The sequence below is a fragment of the Priestia sp. SIMBA_032 genome (assembly GCF_046535215.1).
Taxonomy (GTDB): domain Bacteria; phylum Bacillota; class Bacilli; order Bacillales; family Bacillaceae_H; genus Priestia; species Priestia aryabhattai.
The window spans coordinates 941,413-960,068 of sequence record NZ_JAWRXD010000001.1; the positions used below are offsets into that span (position 1 = coordinate 941,413).

Genomic DNA, 18,656 nt, shown 5'->3' on the forward strand with positions numbered 1-18,656 from the left:
TTATTTTTTAAAATTATATTTTAAATAGACATAAAAAAAGGCTTCAGGCATATAGCTGAAGTCTTTTTTTATGTCTATTTATGATTGTTGAGCAAATATTAACAGATACTCATCTTGCATTAAAACTTCGTAATCTTTTTCACCATTTCTTACGACGTGTACAGGGACTGTTTTTGCCGGAAGTAATTCAACTGGCTCACGATAGCGTTTTGCTACTCCGTCAATAAGTTCGTTTACTAACTGCTCGTTACTCAGCTCACCCGCCTGATATTTTTCTGCAAGTGGTGTCATGATTTCTGCTAATACACTTGCATCGTTAAATCCTTGAATTTCGACTTGTACGACGTACGCATCATCTTCATCACTATACGCTGCATCTTTAACGGTTGTTAACGTTTTCATTTTAATCTCTAATAATTCCATTACTTGTCCCTATCAGTACTCCTTTACTTTGTTGATTTCGATATGCTGATTTAATTTTCACTTTTTGAAAACCATCTGCTTTTTCTACTTCAGTTAATATGCATTCACACGTAACTGTATCTCCTGCTTTACATTCCATCTTATCCATCTCCTTAAGATTATGACTTTACTTTTTAACTATATCAAAAAATGAACAGTCATTCATTTCATGTATCAAAAAAATAGCAGAATAAATATATCCTGCTATTTTTGACAAGTAGGACAGTAATAAAGCCTTCTAGAAGCAGCCTGCACTTTTAAGATAGGCGTGCCGTCAATTCGGCAAGCTTCTCCTTCACGGTTAAAAACCCAGTGGCGGTATGCAGAGCGCTTTTGCCCTTTCTTTTTTAACGTTTCAGCAAGCTTTACATCATTTGTAATGCCACCTGTTTTGTAGGACTGTTGTACAAGAGAAATGGTTGCGTCAGCTGCCTTTTTAAGCTGTTCTTCCGTGCAGTCTACGGGACGAGCTGCAGGGTTAATTCCCGCTACAAATAAAATTTCACTTCGCAAGTAATTTCCAATCCCAGCTATAAAGCTTTGGTCTAACAACAGCGACGCCCATTTTCTGCGGTAAAATGGTTTAGAATAAAAACGATCTAAAAGCTCACCTGCCGCTACTTCTTCACTTAAGATATCAGGACCAACTCTTGATACAAAAGGATGAGCTGGAACTTCTTCATCACGCAATACTTCAATATCAGAAGCGCTATAAAGCAGCGCTGATTTTTTTTCATTATGAATCGCAAGGCGCAGCTGTCTGTTTGTAGATGGATAATTGTAAGATGAACGAACATACCATTTTCCATAAAGCTGATTATGTGAGTAGATGGTATAGCCGTTGTCAAAACGAATGAGCATAGCCTTTCCTTTTGTATCTACTCTTTTAATGCGAGCTCCTGTTAATACTTCTTCATAGTGCTGCAAATATGGAAAAGCAAACCATATCTCGCTGACGGGAAGACCGATAATCGCTTTTTCCACTTCGTCAGCTGCTCGTCTAATTTCTGGACCTTCTGGCATATAATGAAACTCCTTTCTTGCCTGACTTTCTTCATTTATTATTTCGGTTTTATTTCTGCTTTGCAAGAAAGAAGCGGTTGAGCTCTTCTTTTCCTAAAAGAACCTTTAAATTATGCATGACGGTTACTCTTATAGTAAAATGTTGATACCTTTTTTTACTTTCTATAGTGTTTATCTTACTTCCTTTGACTTATACTAGTTGATAACCTTTTAGAAACTTGTTAATTAACCAAACGATTACAGATTTGTTGTTAGAAAAACAAACTTTTATAGAACTTCCTCCTATTCCTATTGCAGATGCGTCTGATATGAACGACAAAGAGCTTTTCTTAGGGAGCTATTTTGATGAAAAGCGGCCGTTAACCGTCATTGAAATTTCCCATATCGTATCAAGTATACAGACAAATCTAATTGCAAAAGATTTAATTTTAGGAGTTGCTCAAATAGCTCCTTCTCAGAACATTCAAGCTTTTTTATTAAAGGGTAGAGAACTTGTGCAGCAGCATATTGAATCTCTGTCACAACCGCTAATGGTAGAAAACATACCGGTCACAATGAAGTGGGATTACGGAGTAGAAAAGTCTTCCGTTCCTCCATTTTCAGAAAAACTCATGATGTTTCACCTAGCTGCGATGATTACTGAAAATGTACGTGGTTACGGGCTTGCGATGTCAACAAGCCCGCGTTTAGATCTCGCTTTAAACTATACAAACTTCACGACTGAAATTTTGGAATACGCCAAAGAAGTATCAAGAATAAGCATTGAACAAGGATGGCTAGAAGATCCTCCGCATATTCCATTCCCAAAAATTCATTTGGAATAAAAATAAGCTCGCGCTAAAGCGCGAGCTTATTTTTTAGATTCTCTCCACAATAAATAAAGAAAATACGGAGCGCCGATAATGCCAATGATTAATCCGGCCGGAATTTCAATCGGGGGAGCAATTCCTCGCCCAATCAAATCTGCTGCTAGTACAAACAAAGCGCCAAGTAAAGCGGCTGTAGGAATTAGTTGTTTATGTCTCGGTCCCACTAACCGTTTGGCCACATGAGGAATAATAAGCCCTACAAAGCCGATGGTGCCAACAACCGATACAACAGCAGCCGTCATTGCCACTGCGCTTGCTAGTAATACTAGACGAATTAACTCTACTCTAGCCCCTAGTCCTCGAGCCACTTCATCACCTAAATGAATTAAATCTAATCGGGCAGCTAACAGCCAAATCAGCGGTAATAATATAATTATCCAGGGAAGTAAACCAATTAATTGATCCCATGTTCTTCCCCATAAGCTGCCGCTCAGCCAAATCAGTGCTGCATTTACGTTTGGGTTCGCTTTTGAAATTAACAAGTGAATACCGGATGAACAAAAAGCGCTGACCGCTACACCTATTAATGCAAATCGAATAGGTTCTACTCCTTTTTTATAAGCAAGCAAATAGACGATTACAAAGACAAGCGAGCCTCCTGCAAACGCAGCGGCTGATAAAACAGATGGGCTTGCTAAAGGCAGTAAAATAGTGACTGCAACAGCAGCTAATCCTGATCCGCTTGAAAGACCTAATGTATCTGGACTAGCCAGCGGATTTCTCATAATAGACTGTACGACGACTCCGGACACAGCTAGGCCGATTCCCGTTAAAATAGCCAGCAAAATACGAGGCAGGCGAAATTCTACCAAAATAGACGTCAAGTCAGGATCGCCAATGCCAATAAAAGACGTAATAATGTCTAGAGGAGGCATGTTAATGTCTCCTAAGCTAAGGCTTATCACGCTCAGCGCTATAATTAAGACAGAAAGAATGATAAACAGGCCGACAGACTTGAATCGAGATGGCTGCTTTTTTGTTTTATTGACAGTCTGCATATATACTCATGCCTTCCTTTCTGTTTTTTTGCGTCTCGCTAAGTAAATAAAGTACGGCGTTCCAAGCAGTGCTGTTACTGCACCTACAGGGGTCTCATACGGGTATGTAATAAATCGCGACAATACGTCTGCTAATAGCAATAAAGATGCACCAAGCAGTGCGCTCATTGGCAAAACAACTCGGTAATCTACGCCTATTAAATAGCGCACCATGTGAGGAACAACCAGCCCTACAAATCCAATAGGACCCGCAATAGCCACTGAAACACCAGCTAATACAATCACGACAACTGCAGTGAACGCTCTAATGGCAAAGACTCGCTGTCCGAGTCCTCTAGCTACATCATCTCCTAAAGACAACAAAGAAGATGCTCTTCCCAAACCAAAGGCAACAAGCAGACCTACGATGCTGAAAGGAAGCAATACATGAACATGTCCCCAATCCCGTCCAATAACTGAACCGGTGAGCCAGAACATAACGCCTTCTGTTTTGCTTTCATTAAAAATCAGTAGCGTTTGCGTGAGAGACATAAGCATACCTTGTATAGCAACACCTGTTAGAGCAAGTTTTACATCACTGTCGCCTCCTTTAATCAACGAACTCATGACGTAAACAATAACAGCAGCAAAGGCCCCTCCTAAGAACGCACCAAATACCCCGCCAATCATGCTTACACCCGGTACTAAAACCGTTAAAAATACCATTGCCGCTGAGGCCCCGGCATTAATACCAAAAATACCTGGAGAAGCTAATGGATTTCTAGTTAATGCTTGCATCAACGCTCCGGCGACTGCCAAGTTAGCACCAACAAATGCCGTTACCAATAGGCGAGGCAGGCGGACGGTTTGAATAATAGATTGTTCTTTTGACCCGTCAAAATTTAGTAAAGCTTGCTTAATCGTTTCAAAAGAAATATGTATAGAACCGATGGAAATAGATAAAAACATTGAAATCAGTAAAAGAATAATAACCGCAAGGAAAATAGCTATTATACGAAGTGGAGATTTGTTTCTTTTGGATAAACCGTGAACAGCTTTCATAGTAGACTGCGCCTCCTTTCATTTGAAAATTCAGTAAAAAGAAAAAAACAACCCCGCTGGATTGTTCTTTTCCTCGTTATTATTTGCCTTCAAATAATAACTTTTCTGCTTCATCTGCAATACCATTTGCACCTTGTACACTTCGGCGAAGAGACCATTTAAATACATCAACTTCATACACTTGATTATTTTTAACCGCTTTTAGCTCTTTCCATAATGGCTGTTTCGCTAAAGGCGTATGACCTTTTTCATTTCGCATAACAATGAGTTTGTCTGGATCTGCTTTTACGAGCTGTTCCATTGTCATTTTTACACTGTACTCTTTTGTAGGATCTGTTAATGCATTTTTGAAGCCTAATTGCTCAAGAACACCCGTTGTAAAGAAATTTGAAGTTCTAGCATTAATATTACCATTTGCATCAGCGATAACAAGTACATTGCCCGGATTTTTTGGCGCTTTTGCTTTTAAATCCTTCATTTTTTGCTTATGCTCTTCTACCACTTTTTCAACTTTTGCTTTCTTGCCAACCGCTTCTCCTACTTTTACCTCTGTATTTAGTAAATCATCGTAATTAGCATTTAAGTTTTTTAGTTCAATCGTTGGCGCAATTTTCGATAATTCTTTGTATACATTTTTATGACGTTCTGAATCAGCGATAATCAAATCTGGCTTCAGCAGTTTAATCGATTCCAAGCTTGGCTGTGCTCGCGTGCCAACTGATTTGTATCCTTTGATTTCTTTTAGTACATCTTTATCAATAAGCTGTTCTGCTTTATCATCATCAGCTACTCCTACAGGTTTGATACCAGCATCTAACAATGCATCAATAAAACCTAACTCTAATACGACTACTCGCTTTGGATTTTCTTTTACCTTTGTCTCTCCAAGCTCATGTTTGACCACTCTTGTTTTTTCATTTTTTTCATCAGCTGAATTTTCCTTATTCGTGCTGCTGCAGCCGATAAGCATTCCGATTGCCAGCATTGTAATAAAAGCCAGCAGTCCTATTTTTTTCTTATTCAAATGTCATTCCTCCTGCTTGTATCTTTATGTAGATAATTGACTCTTGAAACTGATAATCGTTATCATTATATCAGTTTTATCTATTTAAACAAGCTGATTCGTTATTTTTAATTAAAAAATTGTATCTATTCTATAAAAAAGAAAGGACGCAGCAGGAGCGTCCTTTCTTTTTAATCTTCAATACAAAGATACTGAATTACTTCTTTTAAACTTTTCTCTTTCATCGATTCGATATGTAAGTGATATCTTTCGAATGACAGATGTTTAGTTAATGGATTTGGTACAATCACACAGCGCAAGCCTGCTGCCATGGCGGCTTTTGCCCCATTAGAAGAGTCTTCAAATGCTAAAGCTTCAGAGGGTTCTACTCCTAGCTTTTCAATTACATTTCGGTAAAGAGCCGGATCTGGCTTCACTTTTTCTACATCATCGCGCGTTTGAATGACTTCAAAATAGTGCAGCAAATCTAGCTCTCTTAAAAATGCTGTTACCCAGTCGCGATATGAGCTGCTTGCTAAACCAATTTTTAATCCAAGTTCTTTTGCTTCTGCCAAGTACTCTGCTACACCTTCTCGGGCTACTAATGATTTCATTTTTTCTTGATGACGTCTTAACGATTCTTGAGCCAGTTCCTCTTTCGTGAACTCATTGTTAAACTGCTGAAGCAAATAATCGTAAAGTGCCGTAGCATCCGTTCCCACATAAGAAGCAAACGTTGCAATCGGTAGATCTACTCCCCTGTCTTCTAACATTTCGCGGTACACCTCGTACCACACTGATTCTGTATCAATAATTAATCCATCAAAATCAAACACAACTGCTTTAATCATAATTTACCTACCTTTTTCTATCTTATCGTTCTTACATAGTAACACGTTCAAAATACGTAATCCATAAATGTGGCTTCTTTAATAAGATAGGCTTAAATAGGTAGTTTCTATCCTTACTTTTCTCCGACTTTCATCAAAGGTGACATTTCTTCTGTTTCCTTAAACTCAATAGAAGACAGCTGCCTTCTAAAACCTTTCGTTGCATACACCAAATAAACTAAACCCGCAATCGCCCAGCCAATACCAAGTAAAAATGAATTGCGCTCCAAGTTAAGCCATAAAACCCCAATCGCCGCTGCTCCTAGTAATGGCATCACAATATATGACCAAAAACCCTTAGCCGATCGGTGCTGCTTTTGACGAACAGCATAATGCGCAATAACCGAAATATTAACAAAAGAAAACGCAATGAGTGCTCCAAAATTAATAAATGACGTAGCCGTTGCCAGACTGAAGAAAATGGCAGTTGCTGATACAACTCCGACTAATACAATATTTCGCGAGGGAGTGCGCAGCTTAGGATGAACATAACCAAAAAATGACTGAGGTAAAATTCGATCGCGTCCCATTACGTATAATAAACGCGAAACGCTTGCATGCGATGACATGCCTGATGATAATGTGCCTGCAATTCCTCCAGCTAAAAAGACAATTTGAAACAGCGTACCGCTCACATACATAGCAATTTCAGGAGCCGCAGCGTCTGGATGCTTGAATCCTTCTAACGTTGGAAAAACCGCTTGAATAAAATAAGATGTCACGGTAAACATGACTCCTCCAATTAACGCAACTAAAAAAATAGCTCGCGGAATCGTTTTTTTAGGATTAGGCGTTTCTTCTGATAACATGGCCACTGCATCAAACCCTAAATAGGAAAAACACATAAGTGTAGCTCCCGCTATGAGCCCTGATGACGTCATGTTCTGATTAAAGAAAGGCTTCATAGAAAAAAGAGTTCCTTCCCCCATTCCGCCTAGCAAGGCTTTGATTGAAACAGCAACAAACAATACTAAAATCGTCATTTGAAATATAACAAGAAACGTATTAAAATTGGCGGTGAAATTAACGCTTCGTAAATTTAGCAGCGTAACGATAATGACGAAGCTGACAACCCAAATCCACGATGGTACCGAAGGAAAAATAGATGATAAATAAATTTGAAAAATAAGTGCGTTAACCATCGGTAAAAAGAGATAATCCATTAGTGCAGACCAGCCAACTAAGAACCCTAAATGCGGATTGATTGTCTTTTGCGTATATGTGTAAGCTGACCCTGCATTTGGAAATACTTGAATCATCTTTTTGTAGCTTACTGCCGTGAGAAGCATCCCGACAAGGGCTATGATATAAGATGTGGGAACGTGTCCATTCGTCATATCAGACGCAATCCCAAACGTATCAAACACTACCATCGGAGTCATATATCCGATCCCCATTAATACAATCTGCCATAATTTCAACGACCTTTTTAATGTTACTGTTTCATGTTTCATTTATCTTCCCCCTTCGTTTTATTAAGAACATTCTGACAATTAAATCCATAAATGCCTGTATTTCATTTCTTTATATAAAAATGAATGACTTTCATTCATTTTTATATAAAGAGTTGTTACATTTACTATAGCAAATATATGATTTATTTCTTTAAGTTGGTAAGGGTTGCTAACAAACTAGCTTTTTCTTCTATCATATTATGAAAGCGCTTTATTTTAAATAGCTATATGTTCCTAATCTCCTGCTATACCAACGCAGAAATACCCTCTGAATAAGAGGGATTTCTGCTTACAAACCGTTATTCAATCATCGTATCCAATGATTCTCTTTTCGTTTTCACTGCAACTAAACTAGCAAAATCATGAATGATTGTAGCTGCAAGCAAAGAGGTTATCTGCGTTGGATCATAAGAAGGCAGCACTTCTACCAAGTCAAATCCAACATAGTTAAATCCCGTCAGAGAACGGATCATTTGCAGCGTTTCTCTACTGCTGAATCCACCTACTTCAAGCGTTCCCGTTCCTGGTGCACAAGAAGGATCAACAAAATCAATATCAAATGTTAAAAAGCACGGCGTATCTCCAATCGCTGTCTTCATTTGCTCTAAAATCACTGAAAACCCCTTATGTTCAAGCTCTCCTGCTGTCACAACATGATAACCGAGGTCTTTGCTTTCTTGAACATCTCCCGGATGATTTAATGTTCCGCGGATACCAACTTGAAAAACCTTCTTTGGATCTACTAGTCCTTCTTCATATGCGCGTATAAAAGGGGATCCGTGCCAATATTTTTCATCATAATACGTATCCCACGTATCTGTATGGGAATCAAAATGAATCATAGCCACTGGACCATATCTTTTAGCAGCAGCACGAAGGCTTGCTAAAGTAACCGAATGATCTCCTCCGATTCCAATCGGAACAATCCCTCTATCCATAAGAGCTCCTACCGCTTCTTCCATCAATTCATAGCTTCTGTGAATATTATGAGGAATAACCGGCACATCACCGATGTCGATGGCGTTTGTATCATCGAATGGATATACATCGTGTACCGGGTGATACGGAAACAGCGTCATGGAAGCTTGCCGAATGGCTTGAGGTGCAAATCGTGCACCTACTCTGAAAGATGCTGCCGTATCAAACGGCATCCCTACTAGCCCTACTTTTGCATTTTCTCTTTCCGCTGGAAGCCTCATAAATGAGCCCGTTGTACAAAATTCTGGTTTGACATCTGGGGACAATGGATATTTCATAATTTCCTCCTCCGTTTCAATGATTTCAGTTAGTCACTAGGCATTTATACTACTAAAATCATCGAAAGCAACACGGGAATAAGAAACGTTTGCCGACTCATACTCATTGCTCCTTGTTACATTTATTGGTGGTTCAGCTTATTTAATACTTTTTCAAATGTAGAAATAACTTGATCTACTTCTTCCGCTGAAATAGTTAACGGCGGCTCAATACGAATTGTTTTGGAGTTTACAAGCGTACCGGCTACTAGAATTCCTTCATCAAACATTCCCTTAGAAAGCGCGTAGCCAATTTCATCTTGGTGGAACTCAATCCCAATCATTAAACCTTGTCCCCTGATTTCAAGTACTTTATCTCCATGGTTTTCAGCAGCTTTCTTTAAACCAGCAAGGAAATATTCCCCTAGCTCTTTTGCACGGTTTGGCAGCTGCTCTTCGATCAATACGTTAATAGTTGCAATAGCGGCTGCGCAGGCAAGGGGATTGCCTCCAAACGTTGTTGTGTGCATAAATGGATTATCAAAGAAGCTTGAAAACACCTTTTCTTTTGCTACAACCGCGCCAGCAGGCATAACTCCTCCTCCAAACGCTTTAGCAAGACATAAAATATCTGGTACAACATCGTATAATTCTGATGCAAACATTTCACCGGTGCGTCCCATGCCTGTTTGAACTTCATCAAAAATTAAGATAGCGTCGTACTCATCACATAGTGCACGCACTTCTTTCAAATAATTTTCAGGAGGAAGAATAATGCCGCCTTCTCCTTGAATTGGTTCTAATAAAACAGCAGCCACATCTTCTCCTACAAGCGCGCACGTTTCAAATGTTTTGCGCATCATGTCAATATCACCAAACGGTACGTGACGGAAACCTGGAATTAACGGCAGAAATGGTTTACGGAACATCCCTTTTGCAGTACCTGATAAAGAACCTAGACTTTTTCCATGAAAAGAACGTGTTGTAGAAATAAACGTCGTTCGATCACTATACATTTTCGCTAATTTTAAAGCGGCTTCTACACTTTCTGTTCCGCTGTTTGTGAAAAAGGAATACTTCAAATCCCCCGGTGTAATATCTGCTAAAATTTTAGCAAGCATCGCACGAAGTGGATCTAATAAGTCTTGGCTATGAAGCGCTTGGCGCTGAAGCTGATCTTGAACAGCTTTGACTACTTTAGGATGACGGTGCCCCACGTTATAAATTCCAAACCCGCCCAAACAATCAATGTATTTTTTACCGTTTACATCAGTAAAACAAGACCCTTCATCTGACCATTCAACAGCTGCAAACTGCGTATCCACCGTTACTGTTTTACGATATTCTAAAAAGCCTGGGTTGACATGCTCGCGAAATCCGTCTACTGTTTCTTTCGTAATCCACTGTGCTTCTTCAGCTGACACTTCGCTTTTTTCAATAAGTCCCAGCACTTTGTTGATATATTCGTTTACTTCACCGTATGCTTTGTTTACCTCTTGATTTTTCGTCACTGTATTCATGTTAATATCGCTCCTTCTCTACTTTTTAATTTTTAAACCAGCCGATTGGCTCTACTTGTAAGTTAATGTTAATTTGTTTTACTTCTTGAAATTCTTCCAAACCAAACGTGCCTAATCCTCGGCCAATTCCGCTCTGCTTATATCCGCCCCAAGGCGCTTCATTAAACGTAAAATGGTACGTGTTTACCCAAGTGATACCCGCACGCAGCTTTTTAATCACCCGAAGAGCTTTTGCACCGTCGTTTGTAAACACGCTGCCTGCCAAACCATATTCCGTATCATTCGCAAGCTTAATAGCTTCTTTTTCATCTTTAAACGTTTGAATAACGACAACGGGCCCAAAGATTTCATCTTGCACAATTTTCATATTTGACGTAACGCTACTAAAAACCGTAGGTTCTACAAAGAATCCTTTTTCCAATCCACTGCTGGTGATTCGATTGCCTCCGCATACAAGGCGGGCGCCTTCTTGCTTCCCAATTTCGATGTACTTTAATACTTTTTTCATATGTTCTTCACTTACAAGAGGACCCATTTCAATCTCTTGATCCATTCCATTTCCTACTTTAATTTTCTGAGCACGTTCTGCAAAACGTTCGATAAATCGCTCAGCAATGCTTTCTTCTACTAAAATACGAGAACCTGCAGCGCAAATTTGGCCACTCCCTGCAAAAATTCCAAATAAGGCATAATCTACAGCTGTTTCAAAATCAGCGTCCGCAAATATAATGTTCGGTGACTTTCCTCCAAGTTCTAAAGAAACCTTCGTTACATTTTCTGCTGCTTGACGCATAATGTGTTTTCCAGTTACCGTTCCGCCTGTAAAAGAAATCTTATCAACACGCTTATCTTGAATAAGCGTATTTCCCACAGTATCTCCGGCTCCCATAACAAGGTTTGCTACTCCTTTTGGCAATCCTACGCTTTCTAAGATCTCAAAAAGTTTTGTAGGAGTAACTGGTGTCACTTCAGAAGGTTTAAATACAATCGTATTACCTGCAGCTAAAGCAGGTGCAATTTTCCACACGCTCATCAATAGCGGATAATTCCAAGGTACTATCAATCCGCACACGCCGATTGGTTCTTTTATAACCATTGCTTGCATAGGTGCTGGAACACTGTACGTTTGACCGTCTGGCTTTGTAATTAACCCAGCGTAATACCTAAAACAAGCAGCTGCATCTTCCACATCAGCCTCAGCTTCACGATATGGCTTTCCGTTATCCATTGTTTCTAATGCTGCTAGTTCTTCTTTCGCTTCCTCAAGCTTATCGGCAATTTTGAATAAGATGGCTGCTCTTTCAGATGCAGAAGTCTCAGACCAAATTCCGCTGTCAAAAGCCTCTCGTGCTGCTTCAATTGCTGCTTTCATATCTTCTGCGCTGCCTTCTGCAGCATATCCAATCACTTCACCTGTAGCTGGATTAACAGTAGGACGCTGCTTCTCTGCTTTTCTCCACTCTCCGTTTATGTACATATTCAAGGTTAAAGTTTTAACGGCTGTACGATCCATAAGATACCTCCTTATTAAATAACGACTGATTGTCAGTCATTTTAAACCTTTGAAGACTTATAATTCTGATAATTAATTGTATGTTTTGAATGAATGTCAGTCATTTTAATAGGTGTAATATCAGCAGTGCTAATATTACACGGATGGGACAAGAGAACGCTTTAAGAATTGAAAAAGTTCTTCCTTTGATTGCTGAAGTGTGACATCTTGCTCTCGCCCGATATAAAAAAGTTCGGCAGCGTTTTCAATCAAATTAATCATCGTCTTAGCTGTCCATTTAACGTTAAGCTGCTTGATGACTTCTTTCTTTCTAACAGCCTGATTTAATACCTCTTCAAACCAGTTGTAATAAGGTAAATAAATTGCTTCCCATGTTTCTAATGAATAGTCAAAAGCGAGCCCTGAATAACATAAAACAAGAACATCCCTATACTCATCTGTTGTTTTATACGTTTCATCAATCATTACCTCTAATGTACTTAAAAAATCCGTTGCAGTTTTAGCTCGTTCTTTGATTTTTTCAAGTGACAAAGAAAGTAAGTTTTCTGCAATAGCCGGAACAAGAGCATTTTTAGATCTAAAATAAAGATAAAAAGTCCCTTGTGCTACGCCTGCACGCTTTACAATGTCTGAAATTGATGTTTTATCAAGTCCTTTTTCAGATATGACTTCAATCGCTGCCTGTAAAATTTTATCGTATTTTTCACTTGTGCTTGTAACCAAATCTTTCCCTCCACCTATAAAATGAATGACTTTCATTCATTTTACTATAAGAAGCTGAAATTATGCAAGAGAAAATTTCTGAATATTTAAATTCAATCAAAAATTCATCCGTATTCTGGCTTCAAAAATATTTTTTTATTGTAGCAATTTTCTCTCACGTTGCTTCTATGTCTCACTGTTATTTTTCTTCTTTTTACAAATCAAGGTAAAAGCTGATGCAAAGCTCTTTAATCAATTATTCTTACTGAAAAATAACTTTATTAAATCGATGATTGGTCTATTATTTATTCTTAATCTTGGCTACTGGCAAGAAACCATGGGCACACTAGCCTCGTTTTAACCAGCGTACTGATTTCGATTATAGTAGAATTCCGTTTGGCATTTGGGCATCTGAAAGCGAAAAGACGGCTCGCATTATTACGCCAATCTTAGACTTTATGCAAACAATGCCCGTATTTGTTTATTTGATTCCAGCACTTTTCTTCTTTGGAATCGGTGTGGTGCCAGGTGTTATCTCATCTGTTATCTTTGCAATGCCTCCGACGTTTCGCTTAACGAACCTAGGTATTCGTGAAGTACCCGCTGACTTAGTAGAAGCAGCAAATGCCTACGGTTCAACGACAAAACAAAAGTTATTTAAAGTACAGCTTCCATTAGCTACAAAAACAATTATGGCAGGAATTAACCAAAGCATCATGCTATTCTTTCAATGGTCGTTATTGCCTCTCTTGTAGGTGCTCCGGGACTTGGTGCGGAAGTATATCGTGCAGTTTCTCGACTTGAAGTCGGCACGGGCTTTGAAGCTGGAATTTCAATCGTTATTTTAGCGATTATGACCGTATTACGCAATATTTTGGAAATCGTTCAAACCAACGAGCATAAGTAAAAAAAGAGGCCAACTCACCCGAGTTGGCTTCTTTTTATTTATTTTTGTAACAGGCTACAAAGATTGCTTCTCCTTGAAACGATTCAATTCCCTGTTGATTCGTTTTGATATCGAAAAACTGTTTAAATCCGCTTGGTATATTCAGCATATATTGAGTAAGCTCACGCTTTGTCTCTTCCGAAACATTCATCATCCCACACCAGTCATCAAATAAAAAGCGCTTTGGAAAAGTTGTCAGCACTTCTGTACGGAATCCTTGCATTTCAAGCATAGAAAGCCACTCTGTTTTTTTATAAGCACGGTAATGGCTTGGATCTCTTGTCTTTTCAACTCGATTGTAAAACTCGTCATAAGCATTCACTTCCGGTGCTACATTATCAATGAGCAAGAACTGTCCACCTGGCTTCAACACTCGGTATACCTCTTTGATGAACTGTTTAACATTAGGAAAATGGTGCGGTGCAATTCTGCACGTTACCGTATCAAACTCGTCATCTTGAAATGGCATATTCTCAGCATCTCCTTGAACAAACGATACATTTTCATAACCATTTTCTTTAATGAAGCCTTCAGCACTTTGCAACATTTGAGGAGTTAAGTCAAAAGCCGTTACTTCTTGAAAGACAGGTGCTAACTTATTTGCTACGTGTCCTCCTCCTGTCGCTACATCAAGCAGCTTTCCTCCTCTATTTTCTTCAGCAATTTCCGCTAAAACAGCTAAATCTTTGCCTTTTGCATGACCTTTACTCTTGACATACTTTCCAGCATTCCCCCCGAACTGACTGACCACCATTTCTTTATTACTCATCTATTCTCCCCCCATTTCCCTCTTTAAAACTCTCTCTTACTTTGCCTAGTGCATTCACATATTTATTATGAAACGTGTGAATGTATTCTTTTTCTTTCTCCCCACTGATGAAACAATCGAAACAGCGGAGGAAGAAGCAGCCAAATGGTTAAAATCCGAAGCACTTGGACCGCTACTACTAACGTCGAATCAGCCTGCAGTACAATGGATGTAGTCGCCATTTCTGCAATGCCTCCAGGAGCAAACGCTAAAATAGACGTGATAAGCTCAATTCCAGTTATTTTGGAGACTGCTAGTGCACAAACAAACATAGCAGCGATCAAGCCGATTGTATTAATAAGCGCAACAACCATAATTTTTTTTACGCCAATAAACATTTCTTTATGAAAGCGAGAACCAATGCTTGAAGCGATAAAAATTTGCGATAAAATCATCACGGAATGAGGCCAGTATGCTTGAAGATTATACCCTACGTACGATGAAGCAGCTGTTTGAACAATCGCAACAGTAAGCATCCCTCCTACTAACCAAGGAGCAGGAAATTTTAATTTTTTTCCTATATAATAGCCTACTACTGCTGTAACGATTAAAACGCCTGTCCATAACAGTGATCCCCATTGAAAAACACTTGGAGTAACTGACACTGCATGCCGTCCTGTATTACTTCCCCAATAGACCACAAATAAAGGAACAGCAAGCACAACTAAAAACACACGCATTGTTTGAATAATGCTTACAACTGCCGTATTGGCTCCTACCTCTTCAGCCATGCCTGGCATTGCGCTCATTCCTCCAGGAGTCGTGCCGAAAAAGCTTGTTAATAAGTCTGTGGAACTGAACTTCCATAGCAAATAACCGGATAAAAGAGAAAAAACAACGGACAGCAAAAGCATGATCGTAATAGTGGACCAGTGAGATTGAAACGTAGTTAATACAGACAAGTTAATCTTTTGACCTAATTCAATCCCTAAAATACACTGTCCTGCGTACAGCCAATATTTTGGAATACCTTTTTTGCTCGTTTGAGATAAAAAACGCGGCTTTCGGAAAGCTAGAATAGCAGCTAAAATGAGGGTCCCAAGCATCCAGCCAATGGATAAACCTGTTAAAGATAAAAGAAATCCTCCTATGCTTGTTAATAGAATAAAAAATATAGACTGTAAAAAAACAACTCTTGCGTTCATACCTACTTCCTTCCTTCTACAAGGCTTTTCTTCCTTACACCGAACATTCTTCTTCTTAACTATAGTATAATTTTAGAGATAATTAAAATATCGAAATTTTATTATAAACCATTCATTTTTTTTATTTCTGGAGGGGTAGTATGGACGATCGAGATTGGCTTATTCTACAAGTGTTGTATCGAGAAAAAAACATTACAAAAGCAGCCAAGGAGCTATTTATATCTCAGCCTGCGCTTACGCATAGACTGCAGCAGATGGAGAAGGAATTTCATGTTCAGATCGTGAACAGAGGGCGCCGCGGAGTTCAGTTTACACCGCAGGGAGAATATTTAGTGAAGTGCGCAGAAGAAATGCTGCTTACGGTTCAAAAAATAAAAGAAAATGTGTTAAACATGGATGATCAATTAACCGGCACTTTACGTCTAGGAGTGTCTAACTTTTTTACTGACTACAAACTCCCTGGGCTATTACGCTTATTTAAAGAGCGGTTTCCCGACGTGGAATTCAAAGTCACGACCGGATGGAGCAGCGACATGGCTCATCTTCTTTATAAGCACGATGTTCATATTGCGTTTGTAAAAGGTGATTATAACTGGCAAGATCAGAAAGAGCTGCTTTTTAAAGAAACAATTTGTATTGCGTCTGCACAGCCTGTTGACATAAACAACCTTCCCAATCTACCTCGGATTGACTATCATCAAGATCGTTTTTTAAAAACATCCGTTGATAACTGGTGGGCTGAAAACTACTCTCAGCCTCCCCTTGTCAGCATTGAAGTAGATAAAGCAGAAACATGTAAAAAGATGGTTGTAAACGGACTGGGCTATGCGATTTTGCCGAGTATGCTGCTTGATGATGCAGCAGAGATTTACAGATACACGTTAAAAACAAAAAAGCAGCAGCCTTTAACGCGCAGCACATGGATGTTTTATCATGAGGATTCATTAAAAATTAACATCGTAAAAGCTTTTATTGAGTTCATTCAAAACTTGGATTTAAAAGATGTACACTGATAGAAAGAGGTTGAGACATACCGAAATGAATTTAATCTAAAGACGTACAAATGAGATATATGAACTGAACTGCTTTTGACGCCGCAGTTGATTTCCATGCAAGACTTCGCTTTCCGCGGGCGGCCGGTGAGCCTCCTCGTCGCTTACTCTCCTGTGGGGTCTCACCTGTTCCGCTTTTCCCGCAGGAGTCTTCGTCTTGCCCTCCAATCAACTGCTAGAAGGAACGAAACAGATAAAACTATGCTCACCAAAACAAAAAAACGAACCACGAATCAAAAGTCTTGATCAATGGTTCGTTTTTCACTGCTTCTAAAATCCTTTTATCCCAACCTCTTTCTATTATATTTATTCATCATTTGTTCCGCCCATTAAGTCTGAATACAGCTTGCTTTGCTGTTCAAGAAACACCTTAGCACCGCTGCTATTTTTATAAAAAGAGGTTAAATCGTTATCTTTAAGCAGCAGTTCCCATTCTTTTGTATGAACCATTTCATAAACTGTCTTATTCCAATATGCTACCTGTTCTTTCGTCATATTAGGCGGTCCCATTAGACCTCTCCAATGACTAAACGTTACGTCAATTCCCGCTTCTTTCCACGTTGGTATCTCTTTTAGCTCTTCTAGCCTTTTGGGAGAAGACACGGCGAGTATTCTTACCTGCCCTTGTTCGTACTGCTTTTTTACTTCTGATAATGACATGGGTGCTACATCTAGCTGATGATGAACAAGCGCATCAATCACTTTATGACTGCTGCTGTAAACGAAAAACTCAAGCTTGGAAGAGTCTACGCCTGCTTTTTTATTTAGCTGCATGAACGATAAATGATCGTCGTTTCCTAAGCGAGGTGATATTCCCACTTTCATGCTGGATTCACTTTGATTTAACGTGCGTATGAGCTGTTTTAAATTATATATAGGAGAGTTAGCAGGGACTACGATGACCTCCCATTCAGATGTTAAAATAGCGAGCGGAGTAAAGTCTTTATAGGTTAATTGACTTTGCCCTAGCAAATTATTTGTAATCAGTAAGCTGGAATTTCCGGAAACAATATTCCCTTCTTTTCTCTGTTTAATATATTTCCATCCTTCTTCACCTTGCCCACCTATTTTATTACTAACAGAAACAGGTACCTTCACAATCTTCTTTTCCGTTAGCACCTGTTGAATGGCTCTTACTGTTGCATCTGCTCCTCCGCCTTTTGCGCCGGCTGCCACAATTTCAATTTCCCCCATATCAATACGGTCTTTTTTAGAGGGAGAAGAACAGCTAACAAGCAATACACTTATAAACACTATCATGAGCTTTTTGATCATATATACCATCCTTCAAGGCTAATGCTACGCTAAATAGTACTTTCGCTCTGGCCGTCCAATAATCCCATAATCATATTCAACGTGACATTCACCAGTTGATACTAGATACTCTAAATATCGTCTAGCTGTCGTTCTAGATACTCCCATGTGCTGCCCCATCTCTTCGATCGTAATTCCTTTGATGCTTTTTAAAATATCTTTTGACTTTTGTAATGTGATACCATCAATACCTGAAGGAAGAGATTTATCCGCTTTTGGCTTTGTTCTGACATGTCCAAAGTACGCATCAATAAATGATTGATCAACTTCTTCATGCGTACTAAACAGTTCCTTTTTCTCTTGATACTGTTTAATAGCATTAATGAAGGATTCCATCATAACCGGCTTAATCAAATAATTAACGACGCCGTTTCTCAAACAGATTTCTACAATGTTTTTTTCGGTGGCAGCCGTTACCACGATAACGTCAACGTGTGGAAACTGCGCTCTGATTTTTGGCAGTAAATCTGTTCCCATTTCATCTGGCATATAGATGTCTAAAAGAAGTAAATCAACTTTCTTCTCCTTTAGCATTTCAAGCGTCTCTTTTGCATTCAACGCTTTGCCTACAACTTTCACACCATCTACTTCTAATAAAAATCGCTCTTGAACTTGAGCAATTCGAAAATCGTCTTCTGCAATTGCGACTCGTAACATTTCAACTCTCCCCTTACTTCTCAT

At 39.1% G+C, this 18,656-nt stretch carries 18 protein-coding genes and 2 pseudogenes; 3 read left to right on the forward strand and 17 right to left on the reverse strand.

The annotated features are described in order from the left end of the window. Positions 1-78 precede the first annotated feature (78 nt). The 3 genes and pseudogenes from SB717_RS04695 to nei form a co-directional block, all read right to left on the reverse strand. Entirely contained in the window at positions 79-423 is a 345-nt protein-coding gene (locus tag SB717_RS04695) for a hypothetical protein (protein WP_410903345.1), read from the reverse strand. Beyond that, positions 404-547 (reverse strand): annotated as a pseudogene (locus SB717_RS04700) (enoyl-CoA hydratase); the annotation flags it as partial. The gene SB717_RS04695 and the pseudogene SB717_RS04700, both read right to left, overlap by 20 nt. Positions 548-666: 119 nt before the next feature. Continuing rightward, a complete protein-coding gene (gene nei / locus SB717_RS04705; RefSeq protein WP_410903346.1) occupies positions 667-1,485 on the reverse strand; it encodes an endonuclease VIII in 819 nt (272 codons plus the stop codon). A 218-nt stretch (positions 1,486-1,703) separates the two neighbouring features. Here nei and SB717_RS04710 point away from each other — a divergent pair, with 218 nt between their 5' ends. Continuing rightward, positions 1,704-2,309, forward strand: a complete 606-nt coding sequence (locus tag SB717_RS04710) for a DUF3231 family protein (RefSeq protein WP_410903347.1) — start codon at positions 1,704-1,706, stop codon at positions 2,307-2,309. 26 nt (positions 2,310-2,335) lie between these two features. On the opposite strand, the gene SB717_RS04715 is transcribed toward SB717_RS04710, so the two are convergent. The 9 genes from SB717_RS04715 to SB717_RS04755 form a co-directional block, all read right to left on the reverse strand. Further along, positions 2,336-3,352, reverse strand: a complete 1,017-nt coding sequence (locus SB717_RS04715; protein WP_074679015.1) for a FecCD family ABC transporter permease — start codon at positions 3,350-3,352, stop codon at positions 2,336-2,338. Positions 3,353-3,358: 6 nt separating this feature from the next. Then, positions 3,359-4,393, reverse strand: coding sequence for a FecCD family ABC transporter permease (locus SB717_RS04720; protein ID WP_410903348.1), 1,035 nt, complete (start codon positions 4,391-4,393; stop codon positions 3,359-3,361). A 79-nt stretch (positions 4,394-4,472) separates the two neighbouring features. Continuing rightward, positions 4,473-5,417: an ABC transporter substrate-binding protein gene (locus SB717_RS04725; RefSeq protein ID WP_074679019.1), complete on the reverse strand. Its 945-nt coding sequence runs from the start codon at positions 5,415-5,417 to the stop codon at positions 4,473-4,475. Between the two features lie 170 nt (positions 5,418-5,587). After that, positions 5,588-6,244 (reverse strand): HAD family hydrolase, encoded by a 657-nt coding sequence (locus SB717_RS04730; protein WP_176547829.1) that lies wholly within the window; start codon positions 6,242-6,244, stop codon positions 5,588-5,590. Positions 6,245-6,360: 116 nt separating this feature from the next. Beyond that, positions 6,361-7,740, reverse strand: a complete 1,380-nt coding sequence (locus SB717_RS04735; RefSeq protein WP_074679023.1) for an APC family permease — start codon at positions 7,738-7,740, stop codon at positions 6,361-6,363. Between the two features lie 299 nt (positions 7,741-8,039). Further along, positions 8,040-8,996, reverse strand: coding sequence for an agmatinase (gene speB, locus SB717_RS04740; protein WP_074679025.1), 957 nt, complete (start codon positions 8,994-8,996; stop codon positions 8,040-8,042). A gap of 122 nt (positions 8,997-9,118) precedes the next feature. Further along, positions 9,119-10,495, reverse strand: a complete 1,377-nt coding sequence (locus SB717_RS04745) for a putrescine aminotransferase (RefSeq protein WP_074679027.1) — start codon at positions 10,493-10,495, stop codon at positions 9,119-9,121. 25 nt (positions 10,496-10,520) lie between these two features. After that, positions 10,521-12,008, reverse strand: a complete 1,488-nt coding sequence (locus SB717_RS04750) for an aldehyde dehydrogenase family protein (protein WP_074679029.1) — start codon at positions 12,006-12,008, stop codon at positions 10,521-10,523. Between the two features lie 135 nt (positions 12,009-12,143). Further along, positions 12,144-12,731, reverse strand: a complete 588-nt coding sequence (locus tag SB717_RS04755) for a TetR/AcrR family transcriptional regulator (RefSeq protein ID WP_182006567.1) — start codon at positions 12,729-12,731, stop codon at positions 12,144-12,146. Positions 12,732-12,996: 265 nt separating this feature from the next. Here SB717_RS04755 and SB717_RS04760 point away from each other — a divergent pair. After that, positions 12,997-13,617 (forward strand): annotated as a pseudogene (locus SB717_RS04760) (ABC transporter permease); the annotation flags it as partial. A 34-nt stretch (positions 13,618-13,651) separates the two neighbouring features. Here SB717_RS04760 and SB717_RS04765 read toward each other — a convergent pair. Together SB717_RS04765 and SB717_RS04770 are read right to left on the reverse strand one after the other, a co-directional pair. Next, positions 13,652-14,425, reverse strand: coding sequence for a class I SAM-dependent methyltransferase (locus SB717_RS04765; RefSeq protein ID WP_074679033.1), 774 nt, complete (start codon positions 14,423-14,425; stop codon positions 13,652-13,654). Positions 14,426-14,490: 65 nt separating this feature from the next. Further along, the gene (locus tag SB717_RS04770) at positions 14,491-15,609 is read right to left on the reverse strand and encodes an AbrB family transcriptional regulator (RefSeq protein WP_410903349.1); all 1,119 of its coding nucleotides are present in this window, start codon (positions 15,607-15,609) and stop codon (positions 14,491-14,493) included. Positions 15,610-15,749: 140 nt separating this feature from the next. Between SB717_RS04770 and SB717_RS04775 the strand changes: the two genes are divergently transcribed. After that, positions 15,750-16,622: a LysR family transcriptional regulator gene (locus SB717_RS04775; RefSeq protein ID WP_074679037.1), complete on the forward strand. Its 873-nt coding sequence runs from the start codon at positions 15,750-15,752 to the stop codon at positions 16,620-16,622. Between the two features lie 31 nt (positions 16,623-16,653). Here the strand turns inward: SB717_RS04775 and SB717_RS04780 are convergent, their stop codons facing one another. The 3 genes from SB717_RS04780 to SB717_RS04790 all read right to left on the reverse strand — a co-directional run bounded on the left by SB717_RS04780 (position 16,654) and on the right by SB717_RS04790 (position 18,632). Then, positions 16,654-16,833, reverse strand: coding sequence for a hypothetical protein (locus tag SB717_RS04780; RefSeq protein WP_074679039.1), 180 nt, complete (start codon positions 16,831-16,833; stop codon positions 16,654-16,656). Positions 16,834-16,967: 134 nt separating this feature from the next. Beyond that, entirely contained in the window at positions 16,968-17,936 is a 969-nt protein-coding gene (locus tag SB717_RS04785; protein WP_410903350.1) for a tripartite tricarboxylate transporter substrate binding protein, read from the reverse strand. A gap of 24 nt (positions 17,937-17,960) precedes the next feature. Further along, the gene (locus SB717_RS04790; RefSeq protein ID WP_410903351.1) at positions 17,961-18,632 is read right to left on the reverse strand and encodes a response regulator; all 672 of its coding nucleotides are present in this window, start codon (positions 18,630-18,632) and stop codon (positions 17,961-17,963) included. Between the last annotated feature and the right edge of the window lie 24 nt (positions 18,633-18,656).